This window comes from uncultured Arcobacter sp. (assembly GCF_937982575.1).
Lineage (GTDB): Bacteria > Campylobacterota > Campylobacteria > Campylobacterales > Arcobacteraceae > Arcobacter.
The window spans coordinates 151135-172893 of the sequence record NZ_CALJLR010000028.1 but is presented as its reverse complement, the minus strand read 5'-3'; the positions used below and the strand labels follow the sequence as shown (position 1 = coordinate 172893).

The 21759-nt window shown below is 30.7% G+C and carries 25 protein-coding genes; 12 read left to right on the top strand and 13 right to left on the bottom strand.

Annotated features, from left to right (window positions below; translation table 11 throughout):
- Positions 1-155: 155 nt before the first annotated feature.
- The 9 genes from fdhD to Q0617_RS14030 are packed head-to-tail and all read left to right on the top strand — an operon-like array spanning position 156 to position 6921.
- Positions 156-947, top strand: coding sequence for a formate dehydrogenase accessory sulfurtransferase FdhD (gene fdhD / locus Q0617_RS14070; protein ID WP_298754162.1), 792 nt, complete (start codon positions 156-158; stop codon positions 945-947).
- Complete coding sequence (locus Q0617_RS14065; RefSeq protein ID WP_298754161.1) at positions 940-1368, top strand: ModE family transcriptional regulator; 429 nt, start codon at positions 940-942, stop codon at positions 1366-1368. Before fdhD ends, Q0617_RS14065 begins: the two co-directional genes overlap by 8 nt.
- Positions 1352-1729: a winged helix-turn-helix domain-containing protein gene (locus tag Q0617_RS14060; protein ID WP_298754159.1), complete on the top strand. Its 378-nt coding sequence runs from the start codon at positions 1352-1354 to the stop codon at positions 1727-1729. Before Q0617_RS14065 ends, Q0617_RS14060 begins: the two co-directional genes overlap by 17 nt.
- A complete protein-coding gene (locus Q0617_RS14055) occupies positions 1722-2711 on the top strand; it encodes a cysteine desulfurase (RefSeq protein WP_298754157.1) in 990 nt (329 codons plus the stop codon). Before Q0617_RS14060 ends, Q0617_RS14055 begins: the two co-directional genes overlap by 8 nt.
- The gene (locus Q0617_RS14050) at positions 2712-3959 is read left to right on the top strand and encodes a molybdopterin molybdotransferase MoeA (protein WP_298754155.1); all 1248 of its coding nucleotides are present in this window, start codon (positions 2712-2714) and stop codon (positions 3957-3959) included.
- A 10-nt stretch (positions 3960-3969) separates the two neighbouring features.
- Positions 3970-4929, top strand: a complete 960-nt coding sequence (gene wtpA, locus Q0617_RS14045) for a tungstate ABC transporter substrate-binding protein WtpA (protein ID WP_298754152.1) — start codon at positions 3970-3972, stop codon at positions 4927-4929.
- A complete protein-coding gene (locus Q0617_RS14040; RefSeq protein ID WP_298754149.1) occupies positions 4929-5915 on the top strand; it encodes an ATP-binding cassette domain-containing protein in 987 nt (328 codons plus the stop codon). Before wtpA ends, Q0617_RS14040 begins: the two co-directional genes overlap by 1 nt.
- The gene (locus tag Q0617_RS14035; protein ID WP_298754147.1) at positions 5912-6682 is read left to right on the top strand and encodes an ABC transporter permease; all 771 of its coding nucleotides are present in this window, start codon (positions 5912-5914) and stop codon (positions 6680-6682) included. Before Q0617_RS14040 ends, Q0617_RS14035 begins: the two co-directional genes overlap by 4 nt.
- A 44-nt stretch (positions 6683-6726) precedes the next feature.
- Positions 6727-6921 carry a sodium-dependent tyrosine transporter gene (locus tag Q0617_RS14030; RefSeq protein WP_298754146.1) on the top strand — a complete coding sequence of 65 codons (195 nt, stop codon included), beginning with the start codon at positions 6727-6729 and terminating at the stop codon, positions 6919-6921.
- Positions 6922-6958: 37 nt separating this feature from the next.
- On the opposite strand, the gene Q0617_RS14025 is transcribed toward Q0617_RS14030, so the two are convergent.
- Both Q0617_RS14025 and Q0617_RS14020 read right to left on the bottom strand, forming a co-directional pair.
- A complete protein-coding gene (locus Q0617_RS14025; protein WP_298754144.1) occupies positions 6959-8236 on the bottom strand; it encodes an NAD(P)/FAD-dependent oxidoreductase in 1278 nt (425 codons plus the stop codon).
- Between the two features lie 12 nt (positions 8237-8248).
- The gene (locus tag Q0617_RS14020; RefSeq protein ID WP_298754142.1) at positions 8249-8545 is read right to left on the bottom strand and encodes a c-type cytochrome; all 297 of its coding nucleotides are present in this window, start codon (positions 8543-8545) and stop codon (positions 8249-8251) included.
- Between the two features lie 159 nt (positions 8546-8704).
- On the opposite strand from Q0617_RS14020, the gene Q0617_RS14015 reads away from it, so the two are divergent.
- Positions 8705-9148 (top strand): cache domain-containing protein, encoded by a 444-nt coding sequence (locus Q0617_RS14015; RefSeq protein WP_298754140.1) that lies wholly within the window; start codon positions 8705-8707, stop codon positions 9146-9148.
- Positions 9149-9181: 33 nt separating this feature from the next.
- On the opposite strand, the gene Q0617_RS14010 is transcribed toward Q0617_RS14015, so the two are convergent.
- Both Q0617_RS14010 and Q0617_RS14005 read right to left on the bottom strand, forming a co-directional pair.
- Positions 9182-9652 carry an MOSC domain-containing protein gene (locus Q0617_RS14010; RefSeq protein WP_298754138.1) on the bottom strand — a complete coding sequence of 157 codons (471 nt, stop codon included), beginning with the start codon at positions 9650-9652 and terminating at the stop codon, positions 9182-9184.
- A 674-nt stretch (positions 9653-10326) separates the two neighbouring features.
- Complete coding sequence (locus tag Q0617_RS14005) at positions 10327-12126, bottom strand: AAA family ATPase (protein ID WP_298754135.1); 1800 nt, start codon at positions 12124-12126, stop codon at positions 10327-10329.
- 285 nt (positions 12127-12411) lie between these two features.
- Between Q0617_RS14005 and Q0617_RS14000 the strand changes: the two genes are divergently transcribed.
- Positions 12412-12831: a DoxX family protein gene (locus tag Q0617_RS14000; RefSeq protein WP_298754133.1), complete on the top strand. Its 420-nt coding sequence runs from the start codon at positions 12412-12414 to the stop codon at positions 12829-12831.
- 18 nt (positions 12832-12849) lie between these two features.
- Here the strand turns inward: Q0617_RS14000 and Q0617_RS13995 are convergent, their stop codons facing one another.
- A complete protein-coding gene (locus Q0617_RS13995) occupies positions 12850-13398 on the bottom strand; it encodes a pyridoxamine 5'-phosphate oxidase family protein (protein WP_298754132.1) in 549 nt (182 codons plus the stop codon).
- Between the two features lie 91 nt (positions 13399-13489).
- On the opposite strand from Q0617_RS13995, the gene Q0617_RS15675 reads away from it, so the two are divergent.
- On the top strand, positions 13490-13744 hold the full coding sequence (locus tag Q0617_RS15675) for a SelT/SelW/SelH family (seleno)protein (protein ID WP_366517909.1): 255 nt from the start codon (positions 13490-13492) through the stop codon (positions 13742-13744).
- A gap of 12 nt (positions 13745-13756) precedes the next feature.
- Here the strand turns inward: Q0617_RS15675 and Q0617_RS13985 are convergent, their stop codons facing one another.
- The 8 genes from Q0617_RS13985 to rfaD all read right to left on the bottom strand — a co-directional run bounded on the left by Q0617_RS13985 (position 13757) and on the right by rfaD (position 21672).
- Positions 13757-14725, bottom strand: a complete 969-nt coding sequence (locus tag Q0617_RS13985) for an aldolase catalytic domain-containing protein (protein ID WP_298754131.1) — start codon at positions 14723-14725, stop codon at positions 13757-13759.
- 76 nt (positions 14726-14801) lie between these two features.
- On the bottom strand, positions 14802-16220 hold the full coding sequence (locus Q0617_RS13980) for a leucyl aminopeptidase (protein ID WP_298754130.1): 1419 nt from the start codon (positions 16218-16220) through the stop codon (positions 14802-14804).
- Positions 16201-16896 carry a DedA family protein gene (locus Q0617_RS13975; RefSeq protein ID WP_298754128.1) on the bottom strand — a complete coding sequence of 232 codons (696 nt, stop codon included), beginning with the start codon at positions 16894-16896 and terminating at the stop codon, positions 16201-16203. Before Q0617_RS13975 ends, Q0617_RS13980 begins: the two co-directional genes overlap by 20 nt.
- A gap of 8 nt (positions 16897-16904) precedes the next feature.
- Entirely contained in the window at positions 16905-18116 is a 1212-nt protein-coding gene (gene trpB, locus Q0617_RS13970; protein ID WP_298754126.1) for a tryptophan synthase subunit beta, read from the bottom strand.
- On the bottom strand, positions 18116-18658 hold the full coding sequence (locus Q0617_RS13965; RefSeq protein WP_298754122.1) for an adenine phosphoribosyltransferase: 543 nt from the start codon (positions 18656-18658) through the stop codon (positions 18116-18118). Before Q0617_RS13965 ends, trpB begins: the two co-directional genes overlap by 1 nt.
- Positions 18659-18660: 2 nt before the next feature.
- Positions 18661-19230: a D-sedoheptulose 7-phosphate isomerase gene (gmhA, locus tag Q0617_RS13960; protein ID WP_298754121.1), complete on the bottom strand. Its 570-nt coding sequence runs from the start codon at positions 19228-19230 to the stop codon at positions 18661-18663.
- Between the two features lies 1 nt (position 19231).
- Entirely contained in the window at positions 19232-20662 is a 1431-nt protein-coding gene (gene rfaE1 / locus Q0617_RS13955) for a D-glycero-beta-D-manno-heptose-7-phosphate kinase (RefSeq protein WP_298754118.1), read from the bottom strand.
- Positions 20662-21672 carry an ADP-glyceromanno-heptose 6-epimerase gene (gene rfaD / locus Q0617_RS13950; protein WP_298754117.1) on the bottom strand — a complete coding sequence of 337 codons (1011 nt, stop codon included), beginning with the start codon at positions 21670-21672 and terminating at the stop codon, positions 20662-20664. Before rfaD ends, rfaE1 begins: the two co-directional genes overlap by 1 nt.
- Between the last annotated feature and the right edge of the window lie 87 nt (positions 21673-21759).

Genomic DNA, 21759 nt, shown 5'->3' with positions numbered 1-21759 from the left:
ACAAAAGCTCTTTTGAGCTTTTTGCTTCTCTTTTTTCATTTTTTTACTTCTTTTAACACTGTAAATAAATTACAGTTGAAGAAGCAAATCCTAAAGAGAGCAACGTTTGCTCTTTAAATATTTAAATATGCAAATTTTGCATATTAAGGAAAGATATGGACGACAACACAAAATATTTAAAAACAGTAGTAATTGACAAACTTATAGAAAATGAAGCTCATGAATTTGAAGACGTAACTATAGAAGAGGCACGTCTGAATCTATTTTTAAATGGAGAAAAAGCCATATCGATGATGACTATACCAAAAGACCAAGATGCCCATGCAATTGGTTTTTTGATGAGTGAAAATGTAATATCAAGTATTGATGATATAGAACTCTTAGAAGTTAGTGCTGATGGCTTAAGAGTTGATATTAAAGCAAAGATTGATGAAAAATCTTTACAAAATCTTTATAAAGAAAAAACATTAGTTAGTGGCTGTGGTGGTGGAGTCACTGGCAATGTAGAGGGTAGTTTGGAAATACCATTTAACCAAACTGCTTTTAAAATAAAACCTGAGACAATTTATACAGAAGTAAAAAAGTTTTATCAAGATAGTGAACTTTATAATTTAACAGGTTGTGTTCACAAAGCTATGATTTATCTACTTGATGGCACAACTATTACAGCTGAAGATATAGGAAGACACAACGCTATTGATAAGGTTATGGGAAAATGTAAACTTCAAAAACTAGATACTTCAAAGTCCATACTTTTTGTATCGGGAAGATTGAGTTCAGAGATGGTTACAAAAGCAGTAATGCACAAAATCCCAATAGTAGTTTCAAGAACAGCTCCAACTTATCTTGGAGTTCAAACTGCACACAAACATGGGCTTACTCTTATAGGTTTTGCCCGTGGTAAAAAGATGAATTTATATACACATAGTGGAAGAATAGATGTCTAGTATTGATGATAATATAAATATAGAGTTGGACTCTACTCAAAAAGAGTTCATATTTACAAACTTAGATGAAGAGGGGAAACTCTCTTGTCTAAAAGCTTTTAAAGTGGCAAGAAAGATTGGAAGAAAACCAATAGAGATGTCTGCTATTACAAAAAGCTTAGGTATAAAAATTACAAATTGTGAGCTTGGAGTTTTTGGGAAGTTAAAATTCAGACAATCAGATATAAATGTATATAACAGAATAAAACAAAACTACATGGGACACAAAGATTTAGAGTGTAAAGTTTTATGGGATGAAGCCCAAAAATCAACACTAAATATTGTAGGTTCAACTGTAAAAAACTCAGATATTGAAGTAACACACTGTCAACTTGGATGTTTTAGAGAAAAGAAAGGCTTAAAGAATGCACATAAAAGTTAAAGTCTGGATAGAAGATGAAAATAGAAATCTTGTTTTTGGAAGTGGAAAAACTGAGATATTAGAATATATTGACATAACGGGTTCTATTTCAAAAACTGCCCAAAAAGTAGGTATGAACTATAAAAAAGCATGGAGTCACATAAAAATACTTGAGAACTATATAGAAGAAGATTTGGTAATTACAAAAAAAGGTAGAGGAGAAGATAGTGGAACAAAACTTACTCCAAAGGCTAAAGAGCTAATGTCTTTATATAAAACTTTAGATGAAGATATAAAAGAGTTCGCTACAAAAAGATTTGAAGAGCTATTTATTTTGAAGAACTCTGAACTAATAAATACAAAGGAAAATAGCAATGACTAAGTTAAATATTTTGCAATATAGTAATATGCAAAATCTACATATTAGACCTGAGTTAAAGTTAAGCATATTAGAAAATAACCAAAGCTATTTAGAGTTAGAAAAAAAGTTTCTATCAAAATATAGTTTCAATTTTTTAAATACTTTTTCCTTTGATAAAGCCGGTTTTTTAGAGCTTTTACTTCAACTAAACAAAAAAGGCAAGATAGCTATAAGTGTGGGAGAAACGCAGAGTTTAATAGAAGCTGCAAAAGAGTTTGAAAATCTTGGACTAAAGCTATCTTGGATAAATCTACAAAAAGATGGGAATATAAATAAAGCAGATATTTCAACAGAATTTGACTTTATCTTTATCTCTTCATATGTTATGGATACCTTTGTAAAAACCAATTTAAAAGAGATAAAAAAACTTACAAATGCAAAAATCATCTCAAATGCAAGTGCAAACTATGATATTTCAAGTGATGCAATATATTTTGACTCTTATAAATTGACTGGCTTTTTTATGGGAGGAGTGATACTTTTTGATGAAGAGTTATTTGAAGAAAAAACTATTGGTTTTACAAATTCTATTGCCGTTGATTTTATATATGAAGCTTTAGAAAAACAGAGTTTTGATGGGAGTTCTAAAGAGCTTTTTGAAAAGAGTTTAAAAGAGGTTTTAAAAGATGATATTTACTTTTTTGTAGATAATAAACAAACCCTCCCCTACTCTTTACATTTTGCACTAAAAGGCATTAAAGCAAGGGAGCTTATACGAACTTTGGCCTTAGATGATATTCATATTACAAATGGAGAAGGATGCTCTTTAGGACTATCAAAACCATCAAGAATCATACAAGCTATGGCTTATGATGAAACTACAAGTAGAAACTCTATCTCTTTTAGTTTTGATAAAGCGTATACACAAGATGAAGTTGAAAAAATAGTACAAAAACTAGCAAAAAAATATAGACAAATAAAAGTCTTAAATGAAGGAAACTAGATGAATCAGAAATTAAACTTTTTGGATTTCGATGAAGCTTTTACTAAAAGTTTAGAGCTTGCAAATAAAAATTCAAGGGTAGAAATAGTCTCAATATCTGAAGCTTTAGGAAGAGTTATATCTAAAGATATTATTTGCAAAAAGAATCTTCCCTCTTTTGATAACTCTGCTATGGATGGTTTTGCCATTAAGTTTAGTGATGCTGGAAAAACACTTAAAATAAACAAAGTTATTTTTGCAGGAGATAAGGGTGAAAAAGTACAAGAGTCATTGGGACAAAATGAGTGTTATAAAATCATGACAGGGGCAAAAGTTCCAAGTGATGCAGACACAATTATACCTATAGAAAATTGCCTTGATGTTACAAAGGATAGTGTAACTATTCCAAAAGATATAAAAAAAGGTGCAAACCTAAGACTTAAAGGTGAAGAGCAAAAAGAGGGAAACAGACTTTTTGCAAAAGGTGAAGAGATAAACTCATCTCATATAACACTTCTAGCTTCACAAGGTATTGTGATGATTGAAGTGTATAAAAAAATCACTATAGCTGTTCTTTCAACGGGTAATGAGATAAAAGAGCCATGGGAAAATGCAGATGAAGAAGAAATATACAACTGTAACTCTTATGCTTTAATCTCACAGCTAAAAGAGAAAGGCTTCGATGCTACATATTGTGGAGTAGTTCCTGATAGTTTAGAAGAATCAAAAAATTATATCTCAAACTTGAAAAGCTACGACGTGATAATTACAACGGGAGGCATCTCTATGGGTGATGCTGACTTTGTGGGAGAGGCATTTTTACAAAATGGTTTAGAGACATCTTTTCATGGGGTAAATATAAAACCAGGACGACCTATCATGATGGGAAAAATGGATAAAAGTGTTGTTATATGTCTTCCTGGAAATCCACTAACTGCCATGGTAAATATCTATTTGTTTGTAATACCAATGCTTAAAAAACTACAAGGAGCAAATGAGTATTACCATGATATATCAAAAGCTACAAATACAAAAGAGTTTAAAACTAAAAACGGGAGGGTCAATATAGTATTAGGAAGTCTCAAAAATACAATGTTTGATGTGACAAGAGATAACAAATATGGTTCAGGAATGATAACAGCACTTTATGAGAGTAACTCTATTTTGGTTACGGGAAATTCTACTTCACTTATAAATGCAAATCAAGATGTTTTTGTAATTGAGTTTAATAAAAAATTACAAAACAAACAAATCAATATATTTAACTAAAAGGAAAACAATGATTAAAAAAACATTATTAACACTAGGATTAAGTGCAGTAGTTGCAAGTAGCCTTATGGCAAAAGAGAAAATAGTAGTATTTCATGCAGGAAGTTTAGCGGTTCCTTTTTCTCAAGTTGAAAAAGCATTTGAAGCAAAGTATCCACAATATGATGTACAAAGAGAAGCATCAGGAAGTAGAGCAGCTGCTAGGAAAATATCTGAGATTGGTAAAGCTGCTGATGTTATGGCAAGTGCTGATTATAAAGTTATTGATAACTTATTGATTCCAAAAGATGCAAAATTCAACGCTCAATTTGCAACAAATGAGATGGCAATAGCATTCACTCCAAAAGCAAAATATGCAGATGAAATCAATGCACAAAACTGGCCAGAAATCTTCCTAAGAGATGGTGTTAAAGTTGGACATTCAAATCCTAATATGGACCCTTGTGGATATAGATCTATCCTTGTTACAAAATTAGCAGAATCACACTACAAGATGCCTGGTTTTTATGAAAAACTATTTGGATATGGAGAGTCATATAAAGTTGGTGAAGAGAATAAAGATAAAGTAATAGTTAGACCTAAAGAGACTGATTTACTAGGACTTATTGAAGCAAATGCTTATGATTATCTATATATTTATAAATCAGTAGCAGAACAACATGGTTTAAAATATATTACTCTTCCAAAAGAGGTTTCTCTAAAAGATAATGAAAATGCAGAGTTTTATAAAACTGCATCATTTAAAATTGATGGAAAAAAGCCAGGTGAACTAATCAGTAAAAAAGGTGGAGCTATGGTTTATGGTATTACAGTTGCACAAAACAAAAAATCTCCACAAAACAAAGATGGAGCAATCAAGTTTGTAAACTTTGTATTATCAAGTGAAGGACAAGCTATTATGACTAAAAATGGTCAAGGTGTAATTAACCCACCAATTATAACTGGTGATGCATCAATTATAGGAAGATAATGAGCTATTTAAGAATAGAAAAATTAACAAGCAAGATAGATAATTTCTTGCTTGATAATATAGACCTAACCATAGACAAAAATGAGTATTTTGTACTTCTTGGACAAAGTGGTAGTGGAAAGACAAGACTTCTTGAGACAATTGCAGGCTTAAATGAGGGTTCTGGAAGTATATATCATCATGACATTGATATAATAAATTTTACTCCTGAAAAAAGAGATGTTGGATTTGTATATCAAGAGTTTGCACTTTTCCCTAATCTAAATGTGGAAGAGAATATACGATTTTCTGCACGTTATAAAAAAATAGAAAAATCAAAAGAGTTATTTGATGATATAGTAGGTTTTTTAAAGCTTGAAAAATTGCTAAAAAGAGAGATAGAAAACTTAAGTGGTGGAGAAAAACAGCGTGTTGCTATTGCTAGAGCTTTATTTTCAAGACCAAAGATTTTACTTCTTGATGAACCTTTAAGTGCAATAGATCCAACTTTTAGAAACTCTATTATGAAAAGTCTTAAAGATATTCATAAAAGATATGATTTAACAACTATTCATGTAACCCATAACTTTAGGGAAGCCTCGTATTTAGCCGATAAAATTGCTATTTTAATGGAAGGTAAAATTCAACAAGTAGGAAATGCCGAAGAGGTATTAAACAATCCTATAAATATTGATGTTGCAAAATTCTTAGGATTTAAAAATATTTTTCCAGCTTCTTTTATAGATAACAACTCTTCTTGTGAGTTTTTTTCAGTTGACCCAAATGTAATAAAAGTATCTGTTGAAGATGAACTTTTTTGTGATTATATTTTTAAAGGTAGACTTGAAGAGTGTATGGGAATAGTTGACCACTATAAACTCTTTGTAAATGTAAACGAACATCAATTTTTTATAAAAATACTTAAAAGAGATTACGAAGGGTGTTATGCTCACAGTGGAAGTATTATAAATATCGGATTTGACAAAAAGGATATCAGTTTTATATGAAAAGTAAATCGTTTATTATCACCCTAGTAGCTTTAGGATTTATTATTATATTTTTCCTATCTATTCCTATTTTAAAAATGTTTGTTGGCGTTGGAAGTGCAAAATTAATAGAGACTATTCAAGATGGAGAAGTTATTGACTCAATCTTACTTACCATGAAAGTATCGGCATGGGCCATGGTTTTCGTACTTTTTACTGGACTTCCTTTAGCATATATAATTGCGCGATATAACTTTTATGGAAGAAGTCTTTTAGAATCAATAGTAGATATACCTATTATGATTCCTCATACTGCTGCTGGTATTGCACTACTTACAACTTTTGGTGATACCATGCTTGGAGATTTTTTTAAGTTTTTTGGCATAGAGTTTGTAGGAACTGAGTATGGGATTATGATTGCTATGATGTTTTTATCAGCTCCTTTTTTAATAAACTCTGCAAAAGATGGATTTAGAAAAGTAGATGTAAAACTAGAGAAAGTAGCAAGAACACTAGGGGCAAACCCCATATCAGTATTTTTTAGAATCACCATACCAAATGCTAAAAAAGATATTATAAATGGTGCACTTATGATGTGGAGTAGAGGTCTAGGAGAGTTTGGAGCAGTTGTTATACTTGTATATCATCCTATGACAACACCTGTGCTTATTTTCGATAGATTTAACTCCTATGGACTAAGTTTCTCTGCACCCGTTGCTGCTGTTATTATTGGGTTTTCTGTTGTTGTATTTTTAATAGTTAGATTTATAACGGGAAGATTAAAATAAAAAAGTTAAAAATAGATATAATGTCACAAATTTAAGGAGAACAAATGTTTATAAAACTAAATGAAAGAGTACATTTAAACCTAAATAGAATCACAAGAACAAAGATTGACCATGTGGAAGATGGTATTCGAGTTAGATTTTATGAAGGTAAAGACCAAGTAGCAAAATCAAAAAGATTTGAAACAATTGAAGATGCTAGTAAATGGTTAGAAGAACTTATAAAACCATTTAATAAATAAAAGAATAAGAGATTTTCATCTCTTACTCTACTTTAACCTATCTAAAGATATCTGCCATTTGATTTTTATACCAACCTTCTGCATACTCAGCTTCTTGTAGTCTAAAATTCGCTTGTGCATTTGATGGACTTAATCCCCCCGCACCTTCTACCGTTACAATTTTATCTTCATGTGCTTCATAAACTGCAGCAACAGAAATTCCATAAGTTGGAGAGAGTAAACTATAACAAGTATTTGCAAGTTTTGGAGGATTTATTATTGGCTGATTTGCTAAAACCCTTGAGATTTGCAATGCAGCAATTTTTCCTTGTGAGTTTGCAGAAAATCCTGATTTTGGCATTTTTGTAGCTATTGAAGCATCACCAATCACATAAACATCTTTTACTAATTTAGATTCAAAAGTTTTTGTATTTACAGGACACCAGTCACCTTTTGTAAGTCCAGAGTTAAATGCCAACTCCCCAGCTTTTTGTTGTGGAATATAGTTTAATACATCTGCTTTAACTTCTTCATCTTCAGTTGTTACAACCTTTGTTTTTGGATTTACAGATAGAACTTTTCCTCCAAACTCAGCACTTCTCCACTCAATCATATCTGGATAGAGTTTTTCCCAACCCTCTTGAAATAAGCCTTGTTTTGAGAACTTGTTTTTTTGGTCTAAAATTACAATCTTAGAATTAGGCTTATGATTTTTTAAATAATGTGCAACCAAAGATACTCTTTCATAAGGACCAGGAGGACATCTAAAAGGATTTGCAGGAGCTACCATTACAAAAGTCCCACCATCTTTCATATTTTCAAGTTGTTTTCTTAAAAGTTCAGTTTGAGAACCTGCTTTATAAGCATGAGGGGCAAGAAGTTCTGAGCCTTTTTCATAACCTTTTTCATACTTAAAATCAATACCTGGAGATACTATTGCTTTAGTATAAGGTATGATTTTCCCACTTTCTAAAATAACACTATTTGTTGCACCATCAACTTTTTTTACTTTTTCATGCAATACTATAACTTTGTATTTACTCTCTAAAGTTTTATAATCATGTTTTATAAAATCCATATCATTTATTCCTGCAATTACAGTATTACTAAATGGACAAGTATAATACTCTTTGTTTTGTTCTATCAAAACAACTTCTGTTTGGGGAGAGAATTTTTTGAGATATTTAGCAGCAGTTGCACCACCAAAACCACCTCCAACTATTACAACTCTTTTTTTATCAGCAGGAAAAGAAAGAGAAGTCATACCATTACATGCAGCAAAAGAGAGTGCAGTTGTTCCTAAAAGTATTTTGTTAAAATTTCTTCTATTCATCATAATAATATCCTTTTATCTTTCAACATTAGAAAAATAATAAGCAATTTGCTCTAATTCTTCATCCGTAAAACCTTTTGCATGTTTTTGCATCATAGTTTCAACTCTTTTTCCATTTTTATAATCCAATAATATTTGGTAAAGACTAGCTTTGCCCATACCAGCTATATATGGAGTGATAGCTTCTGATTTACCATCTGTCCCATGACATGAGGCACAAGATAATGACAACATCTGACCTCGAATAGGATCATATTCAGCTGCATATGTTAAGCTGTACAAAAAGACCAGTAAAAGCGCAATTTTTTTCATTTTCTCCCCTTTTATGTAAAAATTATGTAAGTAAAATATAATATTTCTATTAAACTAAAATTTAGCTTAAAATATCACACCATTTTCATACTGTTATCATAAAAATCTTACATGCTATGGCTAAAATGATTTTTGAATATAAATATAAGGATAGAGACAATGATTTCAAAAATTGCGAAAATAGGTTTAGGTTTAGGGCTTTGTATGACATTAAGTTTTGCTACAACTTCAGATGAAGCAAAGACATTTGTTGAAAAAGGTGCACAACTTTGTGCAGATAAAGGTGTTGATGCATGTTTAAAAGCATTTAACGTTAAAGAAGGTGAATTTGTTCAAGGTGAACTTTATATCTTCGCTTATGATTTTAAGGGTACTGTACAAGCATTTGGTGGAAAACCAGTAATGGTAGGTAAAAACCTTATTAATGTAAAAGGTGCAGGTGGTAAAATGGTTATTCAAGAGTTAATTGAAACTGCAAAAACTGGTGAGGGATGGGTAGATTATAAATGGTCTAATCCTACAACTAAAAAAATTGCAGATAAAACATCTTATGTTAAAAAAATCAATGATAACTTGTGGATTGGTGCAGGATATTATAAATAATAATTAAATGGCTTCTTTAGTGAAGCCTTTTAATTACAATACTTCAATCTGACAGTTTAAGTCTATACTTCCACCCTTAATAATTTCAGCTCTAAGTCCTGCTTTATGTACCATCTGAGTCAATGTTTTTTGTTCAGCTAGTTTATCAGCTAGATATTTACAAGGCTCACAAAGTCTAATACCTTTTAAAATAACTTCACCTATTTGAAACTCTTTATCAACTAGTGAGTTTAAATCACAATTAGAAACAACAATATTTCGTCTAAAATCTTCAGGTGTAATTGAAAGATTATGTTCTTCATTTAATGCATTTATATTTTCAATCTCTATTAAAGTAACATCTCTATCAGGCTCAACTGTACCTTTGTTTGAAAATGTCCCTTCTTGATTATAATATCTATCTCCAAATATACCTTTACCAACTTCTAAAACCACTTGGTTTACATTTTGCATAGAACTTTCAATACTTTTTGAAATAAGAAGATTTGATATTTTTCCCGACATGGTGTTTCCTTTTTTTCTTTTGATTATAGCTTAATAATATAACTAGTTACTGAACTTTTAAAATTTCTCTCTTGAAGAGGTAAACCTCTCCGCTCTTTTCTTCTTTGATGGCAAAGAAGAAACAAGAAAGCCACCAGACGAGTTGATGAAGTCAAAGATTCCCTCCCAGTTCTAAATTTATTTTCTAGTCTGCGAGACTCATAAAAAAGAGTGAGTTTATCACTCTTTTTTATTTCAAACATGTCCTCGACTTTTTCCGAAAAAAATTTAAAACTACTCGGCTTCATCAAAGTCTGGGAAGAAAGAAAGTTCAAACTATCATTTATAAATTTAGCATATATAAGTTACAAGTCTAAACAAATCAAAAATACAATGTCCTTATCCCACCTTTTATCTCCAACATTTGCAAAAGCCGAACGTTTATTTTTTTCTTTTCTAAACAAGGTTGGCAACTGTTTGAGTGTTTAAAAGTTCCTAAATGGAAGTTTTAATAAGCGAGTTTTGCCAAGCAGAAAAGATAAAAATAATAAGTGAGGGTACCCAAAGGGCTTTGAAACTCTGTTGGTGGTTTTGCTTACTTTGTCCACACAAAGTAAGAGAAAGGGAATACCTTTAGGTGTTTATGATAAATATTTTTAATTAAATAGTCAAATAATTGTCCTATACTCGAAACTTTAATCAGCAAGCTCTAAAAAGTCATTGAACATTTCTGTAAATTCATATTTATCAATACCATCAATATTATATTTTTCTACTTCTCTAATTTGTTCTACATTCATTCTAACCCAGTAATCTTCTAATACATTGGTTCTTCTAGTACCTTTTTCTTGACTAATCAATATCTTTGCATCATCTAAATCAGTGAAACTAAATGTACTTCCTGCTTCTAAGTCTAAACAATCTAAATGTACATAATTTTCAGGCTCTCGCTTACGAGTTAAATAAGCTTTTACACCATCATTATGAAGTTCACATTGTTTTGCTATGTTCTGTGCTTCTTCTGCTGTTCCTTTATCAGAATCTAATAAAACACAATATGGAATATCAAATTGATTAGCCAATTGCATGGTTCGCCAATGCTTAATATTTCCACATCCCCCAATTGGTACAATAGCTATCCTTTTTTCAATAAAAGTATGTGCTATATAACCTGCATTTTTCAATTGTTCGGCTGTATGATTAATAAATGTCACATCACCTTTCCCTTCAACTAAGAGTAATGCTTTAGCACTTTTAGAAATTGGGTCAGCAAGGATTCCTAATGTATCAGCAATTTTTTCAAATATCTCATCTGTTCCATATTCAATATTATTATTTTCAATAAAACGTAAACTTTCTAATGGTAATAATCCAGCTAAAGCTGGAGTGTGTGTTGTTAGAATAATTTGACTATTTGATGTATTGGATAACTCTAAAAAAGCATTGATAAGCATTTCTTGATGGTCGGGGTGTTGAGATGTTTCAGGCTCTTCAAATGCAAATATCACCTCATTTGTATTATTAGCATTTCTTCTTCGTTCTGCTTCCGCTCTAAAGAAGTTTAATAATATTAATCTTCGAACACCACTCCCTCTTTTATTAATTGAAATATTATCATCTGATTTAATGGATAATTTAAATTGTGAATCAAATTTTGGTTCAGCTTTAAACTCTGGCACTAACTGGCTTGCAAGTTCAGGAGACATTTCTTGCAATTTAGCAAGAGTTCTATTCGCGGTTTCAATTGCTTTATTTTTTACTTGTGTTCTTATATGTTCAAGTTCAGTTGCTAATTCAGATAATGCTTGTTGAACAGCTATTTTCATGGGGTCAACAACTTCTTTGTCATCATCCGTACTTTGTCTATCTGATTGAAACAATGCAAAAAGTGGTAAATAGTTTTTAATAGATTCATATACTTTTTTAGAGTCTTCCTTGTCAACTAAGAGTTCAGTATGACTTAATCCAAGATTTGGAAAGTTTGCTAATATTGCTTGTCTAATTGAAGTGTTAATTGAAGCATTATATAATGTTTCATCAATATTTAGAGATATTGCTCTCGCTCTTAATTCGTTTCTTTTTAAGGTAAGTAAATCATCTGCATTTTCTACAGTTGGATGATTACATACAATATATATATTTTCTTTTGGTTTTGCAATAGTAGCAACAAATACTTTTTTAATTTCTAGTTTACCATTTATATTTAATAAGTGTTCATCTAATAGTGTTGTTGGCTGTGTAGCATCAATTATTATTTGTGCAGGTAAATCAGAAAATATACATGTGATTTCAATTTGATTAGAAGTAGCATTTATATTGAGGTCATCTTTTTCACAAGTTACTTGTTTGTTATTAAAAAAAATTTCTAAAGCTTCTAGTACTGTAGTTTTACCGGCATCATTTTTACCTATTAAAGCAGTTAAATTAGATATAGGAATTGTTATTTCATTTCTATACCCTCTAAAATTTTTTATTTTTACAGCATCTAGTTTCATTTAATTCCCTTATCTCTAATGTATGTAACTATTGATTAATGATTTATTTTATATAAAATAACCTTAATGTAATGACATTATTTGTTGCTTTATTGTGATATATTAACAACTTTATATAGACTATTATTTAAATTTTTAATATATGTTTTGACTTATATTTATCAAACAAAACACCCACCCTATTTTCTTAACCCAACATAAAAAAGAAAAACTATACAATAATGATAATGAATATTAATATATATTAAAGGTATAGAAAAGTATAATTTCAAAAAAAGGAATAATATGACAAAAACAATTGAATTAATTAGAATCTCTTTAGGGATAATCTTTTTATGGTATGGAATCCTAAAATTCTTCCCTAACCTAAGCCCCGCAGAAGTACTAGCCACTAAAACTATAGATATACTCTTCTTTGGACTAATACCTGAAACACTATCTATAAAGTTATTGGCTATATGGGAAGTTTGTATTGGACTTGGATTTATATTTGGAGTTTATACTAGATTTATCGTAGCTATATTTTTAACGCATATGCTGTTTACATTTACCCCACTATTTTTATTGCCTGAGCTTTCATTTACACAAGCTCCTTATGCCTTTACACTTGTGGGACAATATATTGTAAAAAATATTATATTTATTTTAGCAGGTGTACTTATCTATCAAAATACAAAAAAAGCACCAAAAGAGGCCTTGATTTAAAAGAGAGTTTTCTCTCTTTTAATCTTCGAAAAGCTTTGTATCTTTTCCATCAAAGCTTACTTGATTTTTCTTCTTCATGTAAGATATGTGTTCTTCTTTAGTCATCTTATTATAAAGATTTGTTAACTCATCTCTTTGACCTAAGAAGTCATATAAAGGAACACCCATACCACATGAGTTGTTTACATTTTCAATAGTTACTTCAAAAACTTGTCTTGCTGCTCTTTTGGTAGAGAAGTTAGAGATATACTCTTCCCACTCATCATCTCTTTCTTGTATGGCTTTTGCTTTACAATATAGTCTTAAAATATTTGCATCACCTTCAAAAGCACAGAACATGATTGTCATTCTGTTATCTTCTAGTAAGTGAGCTGCTGTTTCATTTCCACTACCAAAGTAGTTTAGCCATAGGATTTTGTTTTCATCTATTATTTTAAAAGTATCATCTAAACCCTTTGGTGAAAGGTTTATTTTTCCATCTTTTGGAGCAGTTGAAATAAAAAACATCTTTTGATTTTCTATAAATTCTATATCTATTTTGCTAAGTTTATCTGTAATATTTGCCATAAATTTCCTTTTATAATTAGATGTAGACTTTAAGCTTTTTCTTCTTATATTTTGATAAATTTATTAATATAAAAAATTTCAAGGATATACAATGAATATAGAAATATATTACTGCGGTATGTGAAATTATCTACCACAAGCTTCTAGGTTAGAAGAGGAATTAAAGGATGATTTTCCAGATGCAAAAATAAATCTTATAAAAGGTAGCGGCGGCACGTTCATAGTAGAAGTTGATAAAAAAGAGATTTTTAGTAAACTAGCTTTACCAAAAGAGAAAAGAAGATTTCCAAAGGATAATGAAATCAGTGACAAAATAAAAAGCCTTATTACTAATGAAGAGTTTTAACTCTTCATTATTTTACTCAGCTAGTAAGTTTCTATAAAACTCTCTATACTTAGTATCACCCTCATCTCTTGCTTTCATAGCAGCTCTTGGGTGTTCGTTTAACTGACCAGTTAGCATGTATGGAATTGAGTAACCCCAATCAAGCTCTTTTTCTAAAGGTACGATATACTCTTCTATGAACTTAAGTACTGGCATAAGTTTATATTTTGGGTTTTTCAAAAATCCAATTAAAAGCTCAAGTGGACAGTTTCCTGCCCCTCGTCCAAGACCTGAAATAGTAACATCTAGAAAACTTGCTCCATACATCATAGCTTCAATTGTATTTGCGTATGCAAGTTGTAAGTTGTTGTGAGCGTGAATACCTATTTTTTTACCAGTTTTTTCTGCATAACTTAAATATTTTTCTGTAAGTTTATTGATTTGTTCAGGGTAAAATGATCCAAAACTATCAGCAATATAAATAATATCAACATTTGTTTTAGCTAGTTGTTCTAGTACTTCATTTAACTCATCATCAAAAGATTTTGATATAGCCATGATATTTACAGTTGTTTCATAACCTTTTGCATGAGCCTCTTCAATTAACTCAATTGCAGCAGGAAGTTGGTGAATATATGTTGCTATTCTAATCATATCAACAACACTTTCACTTTTAGGTAATAGCTCAGATGGAACTGTTCTACCAATATCAGACATTACTGCTATTTTCATATCTGTGTTATTTTCACCAACGATTTTTCTAATATCTTCTTCTTTACAGAAATTCCATGCTCCAAACTCATCTTCACTCATGATAGTTGGAGAGTTGTTTTTCCCTATTTCCATATAATCAACACCAGCAGCAACACAGGTTTCGTAGTGTGCTTTTATAAACTCATCTGTAAAGTGGTAGTTATTTACTAATCCACCATCTCTAATAGTACAATCAAAAACTTTGATGTCTTCTCTAACTGATAGTATTGAACCTTTTTTTTCAATCATTGTTTATATCTTTCCCTTACATTTTTACTTGCGAAATAATACCCAAAAGGTATTCAAAATCCTCTTTAATGAAAAATTAAGCCAAGTTTTTAAGAAACTCAACTGTCATTCTCACCCCTGCACCACTTCCACCATGAGGATTATAACCCCAAGATTTTTCAACAAATGCAGGACCTGCAATGTCAAAGTGAAGCCATTTTTCTTTATTTTCATCATAGATAAAGTTATCTAAAAATAGACCTGCTGTAATAGCTCCACCATATCTTGTGTTAGCGATATTACAAATATCTGCAATCTCTGATTTGATAGTTTTTCTTAAAAATCTATTAAATGGTAAAGTTGTAGCATACTCTCCAGAGTTTAAAGCAGAACATACTGCATCTCTTTTTAATACTGTATTATTTCCCATAATTCCTGTTGTGTATTCTCCAACACCAACAACACAAGCACCTGTTAAAGTAGCATAATCAAAAATATAATCAAAATCTTTTATCTTATCTTGGGCATAACATAAACAATCAGCAAGTACAAGTCTTCCTTCTGCATCTGTATTTCGCACTTCAATAGTTTTACCATTTTTAGCCACAAGTACATCATCAGGTTTATAAGCATCTCCACCTATCATATTTTCAACAGCCCCAATTACTCCATGAACTTCAATTGGTAAGTTTAGTTTTGCAACAGCATTTAAAATACCAATAACTGCACAACCTCCACTTTTATCTGATTTCATTGTAACCATAAAATCAGCAGGTTTTAAAGACAATCCACCAGAATCATAAGTTAAACCTTTTCCTACAAGTATGATTTTTCTTGTTGCATTTTTAGGTTTGTATGTCATGTGAATTAGTTTTGGTTCATGAACACTTGCTCTTGCAACACTTAACATGGCATTCATATGATTTTTTTCTAAATACTCTTCACCATGGATTTTACAAGTTATATTATTATCTTTTGCAACTTTTCTAGCCTCTTTAGCCATCACTTCTGGATAAAAGTCTTGAGGTGTAGTATTTACATAATTTCTAACTTTATTTACAGAGTCTGCAATATAAGTTGATTCTTCAACTATCTTTTCTAGCTCTTTAGAGGCTTGGCAAATAATAATTAGCTCTTTTTTAATCTCTTTTTCTTTTTCACTTTTATATTTATCAAAAATATATGAACCTAAAATAGCACCTTCAACTAGAGCTTTTAGTGTTGATTTTTCTTCACCAAAAATCTCTATTTTGGCATCTTTGTATTTTGTAGAGTTAAACTTTTTGATAGCTGCTGATATTGCAATTGCTATTGCATCATAAGACTCTTCTTCACAACCTACATAAATCTTTTTTGACTCAACTAAAAATACTACTTCTTCATCTTTTGCTTTAAAGTTTAAATCATCTAAAATCTCTTTATCATATTTACATATATTTTCTAAATCTAAAACAACTTTAATCTCAACTGCTGTATCAACTTTTTTTATATTTTCACTACTTAACGTTATTTTCATAGTTCTTTTCCTTCTTTTTTGATGCTTTACTAAAATAATAAATCATACTTCCACCAATAATGATTGCAAATGGAGCTGCAAAATACCAGTGTTCTTTTACCCAATGAATCACTTTTAAAATCTCTTCTCCAAAATACCAAACAGGAACAATAGTAAGCGCTGCCCAACACCAAGCACTTATAAGGTTGATAAAGGCAAACATCTTTGCACTATATCTTGTAAGTCCAATTGAAATTGGGATTATTGTTCTCATTCCATACATATATCTTTGAACAAAGATTATTGGCCAACCATATTTTTGTAGCAATAAGTGTGCCAAAGCAAACTTTCGTCTCTGCCCTGCAAATTTTTTATGCACATAAGCTTTATTAAATCTTCCTATATAAAAATAGATTTGATCACCAACAAAGCCACCAATACCAGCTACAAAAATAGCCATATACAAGTTCATAGAGCCATCATGAGACATAAGACCTGCCATGATTAAACCTAACTCTCCTTCTAAAATAGACCAGGCAAAAAGAATAATATATCCATACTCTTTTAATAAATATAAAAATTTATTTTCCAATCCACTAACTGGTGCTTGATACAAACTATATGCAATAAATGAAAAAAATGTCGCTACTACAACAAAAAGTATCTTACCTGAGTTATTTTTTAATCGTTTAGTCAAAAATTATCCTATTCAAAATTTAATAAATCTTTTGCTTGAACCATATCCTTATCCCCACGTCCTGATAAGTTTACAATTACTGTTTTACCTTTAAATTTCTCTTTTGCTTTTTTCAAATATGCTATGGCATGTGAACTTTCAAAAGCTGGAATAATTCCCTCTTTTCTACTTAACCATACAAAAGCATCTAAGGCCTCTTTATCTGTTACTGAATCATAGTCTACACTCTTATTTACCATATGAAAAGAGTGTTCAGGACCAATTCCTGGGTAATCTAATCCAGCACTAAAAGAGTGAGCTTCTGTTACTTGTCCATCTTCATCTTGAAGTAAATATGAGCATTGTCCATGTAAAATACCAGGAGTTCCTTTCTCTAAAGAACAACCATGCTTATTGGTATCAATTCCTAGTCCACCTGCTTCAATACCTATACAAGTTACCTCTTCATCTTCTAAGAAGTGTGAAAAAATACCAATAGCATTAGACCCACCGCCAATACAAGCCAATACATAATCAGGTAATCTTCCATCTTTTTGTAAAATTTGACGTCTTGCTTCCCAACCAATAACTGCTTGGAAATCTCTAACCATCATTGGGTATGGGTGAGGACCTGCAACTGTTCCTATTATATAAAAAGTATCTCTAGCGTTTGTAACCCAGTATCTAATTGCATCATTCATAGCATCTTTTAATGTTTTACTTCCTGATTCAACAGAGACAACTTTTGCACCTAAAAGTTTCATTCTAAATACATTTAGTTCTTGTCTTTCAACATCTTTTGCACCCATAAATACTGTACACTCTAAACCCATAAGTGCAGCAATAGTTGCAGTTGCAACCCCATGTTGACCAGCACCAGTTTCAGCTATAACTTTTGTTTTACCAAGTTTTTTAGCAAAAAGTCCTTGAGCAATTACATTATTTACTTTATGTGCACCCGTATGGTTTAAATCTTCTCTTTTTAAATATACTTTTGCCCCTATCTCATCAGAGATATTTTTAGCATGATATAAAGGTGTATCTCTTCCAACATACTCTTTTAGAAGTTCATTTACCTCTTCCCAAAACTCTTTATCAAATCTATATTTTTCATACTGTTTTTCAAGGTCAAGTAGAATAGGCATCAAAGTTTCTGGAACATACCTTCCCCCAAACTCTCCAAAATGACCATTTTCATCTGGATCAAATTTACTTCTTTTTGGAATATAAACTTCTCTCATTAGATATCCAATACAGAATATACTGGGGCATGTTCAGAAACTTTTTTATCCCCTTTTAGGAATTTAAGATTAAGTAAAAAACACACTTCTACTAAATTAGCATCAACATGTTTGATAAGTTTTGCAGCAGCATTTGCAGTTCCACCTGTTGCAATTAAATCATCAATCATTAAAACTCTTGCATTTTTCTTAGGGAAAGCATCTAAGTGAATTTCAACCTCATCAAAGCCATACTCTAACTCATATTTTTCACAAACTGTAGTACCAGGTAGTTTTCCTTTTTTTCTAACTGGAACAAAACCAATATTAAGTCTATCAGCTAAAGCAGCACCAAAAATAAATCCTCTTGAATCAATACCTGCAACATAATCCAAATCATAAGATTTGTATCTTTCCTCAAGATGATTCATTAGTGCTTGATATGCCTCTTTATTATTTAACAGTGTTGTAATATCTTTAAATACTATTCCCTCTTTAGGAAAATCTTTTATATCTCTTATTGAATTAAAAATTAAATCTCTATTTTCTTGTGTTAAACTCATTATTATCCTTCGTAAGCATCATCAATTAGTTGGCATATAGTATGTCCAAAAAGTATATGCATCTCTTGTATTCTTGGAGTATTATTTGAAGGAACTATTAAGTTAACATCACAATAAGAGTCCATCTCTCCACCATCTCGTCCTGTAAAACCTATAATCTTACAACCTAAGTCTTTTCCTACTTCAAAAGCATTGATTACATTTTTTGAATTTCCTGATGTTGAAATTCCAATTAAAAGGTCACCTTCATTTGCTAAACTTTCAACTTGTCTATCAAAAACTCTATCATATCCATAGTCATTTCCAATAGCAGTAAGGGCACTTGTATCTGTTGTAAGGGCAATTCCTGGTAAGCCTCTTCTTTCAGTTTTGTATCTTCCAGTAAGTTCTGCTGCTATATGTTGAGCATCTGCAGCACTTCCACCATTTCCAAAAATCAAGATTTTATTTCCAGCTTTTAGTGTCTCAACTGCTAACTTTGAAGCTTTTTTCAATGGCTCTGTCATAGTTTCAATCACTTTTTGAATAGTCTCTAAATGTGATTGAAATTCATTTTCTATTGTTTTCTTCATATTATCTACCTAATATTCTCTCAATTGTTGAAGTTGTACTTTTACCCTCAACAAAATCAATTAAAACTGTCTCTTTAGCAATATCAGAACCAACTACCTCTTTACCTTCATAGTCAGCACCCTTTACTAAAACATCTGGTTTAACTCTCTCTATTAACTCATAAGGTGTATCTTCATCAAATATAACCACATAATCAACACACTCTAAAGCAGATAAAATATATGCTCTATCGTCATGGTCATTTATAGGTCTATTTTCACCCTTTAATCTTCTAACACTATCATCAGAATTTAAACCAACTATTAATATATCACCTAAGGCTTTTGCACTATTTAAATAAGTTACATGTCCTTTATGCAAGATATCAAAACAACCATTTGTAAAGATGATTTTTTTATTTTGTTTTCTTAATCTTTTTGCTACTTTTTTTATCTCTTTTACTGTTTTTATATGTAGTTCAATAGAACTTTTATGTAAAGTTGCTTTATAATCTTCTATCTCATCAAGGGTAACTGTTGCACTTCCAAGTTTTCCTACAACAACACCAGCTGCTAAGTTTGCAAACTCAATTGCAGAATAGATATCATCAACCAATGCTAAAGAGTAACCAAGTGATGCTAAAACTGTATCTCCAGCCCCTGTTACATCATAAACTTCCCTTGCAACAGTTGGTTTAACTGTTACTTCTTTATCTTTAAGTACTGCAATTCCCTCTTCACTTAGAGTTATTACTGACATTTGAAGATTTGCTATTTTTTGAAGCTCTTTTAAGGCATCTCTTAAACTATCATCTGAATTTATTTTTATACCAGTTGCTACTTCTGCTTCTTTTTTATTTGGTGTTAAAAAGTATGCTCCTGAATACTTAGCATAATTTGTACCTTTTGGGTCAACTATTACTTTTTTATTATGAGAATTTGCTATTTTAATAATTCTTTGTGTTAAATCATTTGTTAAAACACCTTTTCCATAATCAGATAATAAGATTAAATCATATCCATTGATTATCTGTTGTAATTTAGCATACATTTTATCAGTAGAATCAAAAGAGATATTATTCTTACTCTCATGGTCATATCTTACAACTTGAGATTTTGATGCCATGATTCTTGATTTTTTAGAAGTTTTTCTTCCCTTTTGAAGTATTAAAAAACTTTTAGCATCAGTTGCATCAATTAGATATTTCACCTCTTCTGCAACCTCATCATCTCCCACAACTGATAAAACACCAACATCAGCACCAAGGCTTAAAAGGTTATTTATAACATTACCAGCTCCACCTAAAACTTTTGTCTCTTTTTGTACATCAATTATTTGAACAGGAGCTTCTGGTGAAATTCGATCACAAGTTCCCCATAAGTAGTGGTCGACCATCAAATCACCAATAACTAAAATATTTGGTTTTTTATCATTTTGTAAAATTCTTTCCATTATTTAACCTCCACTTCATATATTCTTTTTATTTCGCTTATATAATCTTTTATTCCATCTTCCATCTCATATCTTGGCTCATAATCTAGATTTAATCTTGTCTCTTCTATATTTGCTTCTGTGTGAAATTGGTATTGTCCAACATATGGATTTGGAATATAGTTTGTTCCTAAATTAGTTCCTAACTCTTTTTGTAAAATATCTGCAATATCTTGAAAAGATCTAGCTTTTCCAGTTCCTACATTATAAACTCCGCTTTTTTTAGGAGTTGCTGCTTTTATATTTGCTTGAATTACATCTTCTATATAGATAAAATCTCTAAGTATTTTATCACTTCCTTCAAAAAGCTTTGGTGTATTACCTGCTATTATTTGATGTCCAAACTGTATCACTGTAGAGGCTGTTTTATTTTTATAAAACTCCCTTGGACCATATACATTAAAATATCTTAGTCCTACAATAGAAATATCTAAATCATCTTTTAAATAATCATAAGTAATGTTATCCATCATAAGTTTTGAAAAACCATAAACATTACCTGGGTTTTCATTTCCCACAGTTTGAGGAGATGCAGCATCCCCATATGTTGCGGCACTACTTGCATAAATCATATTTGCATTATGTCTAATTGCCATTTTTAATAAATCTTCATAGGCATTAACATTTGTTTTTATCATCAAGTCTTGTTCACTGGCAGTTGTATCAGAGATAGCAGCTTCATGAAAAATAAAATCAAAATTATAATCTTCATCGATTTGTTTTAATAACTCTTTATCATTTATATCACCACTAATAACTGTACCCTTAAAGCCTAATAAGTTTTTATAGTGTCCAAAAGACTTTAGGTTTCCATTGCTTAGTGTTTCACCACTTCTAAATGAATCTAAAGCAATAATATTTGCCAAGGGATAGTTGTTTTGAAAATAAAAGCATAAGTTTGAGCCAATAAATCCAGCAGCCCCTGTAATTAATATAGTTTTTTCATTAAAATCGTATTCTGTATATTTCATATTTACCTACTTTACATAAATGGGCTTTATTCTAGCGAAAAATAAGTTACGGTTTTATAATAAAATCAGACAATTTAAAATATAATT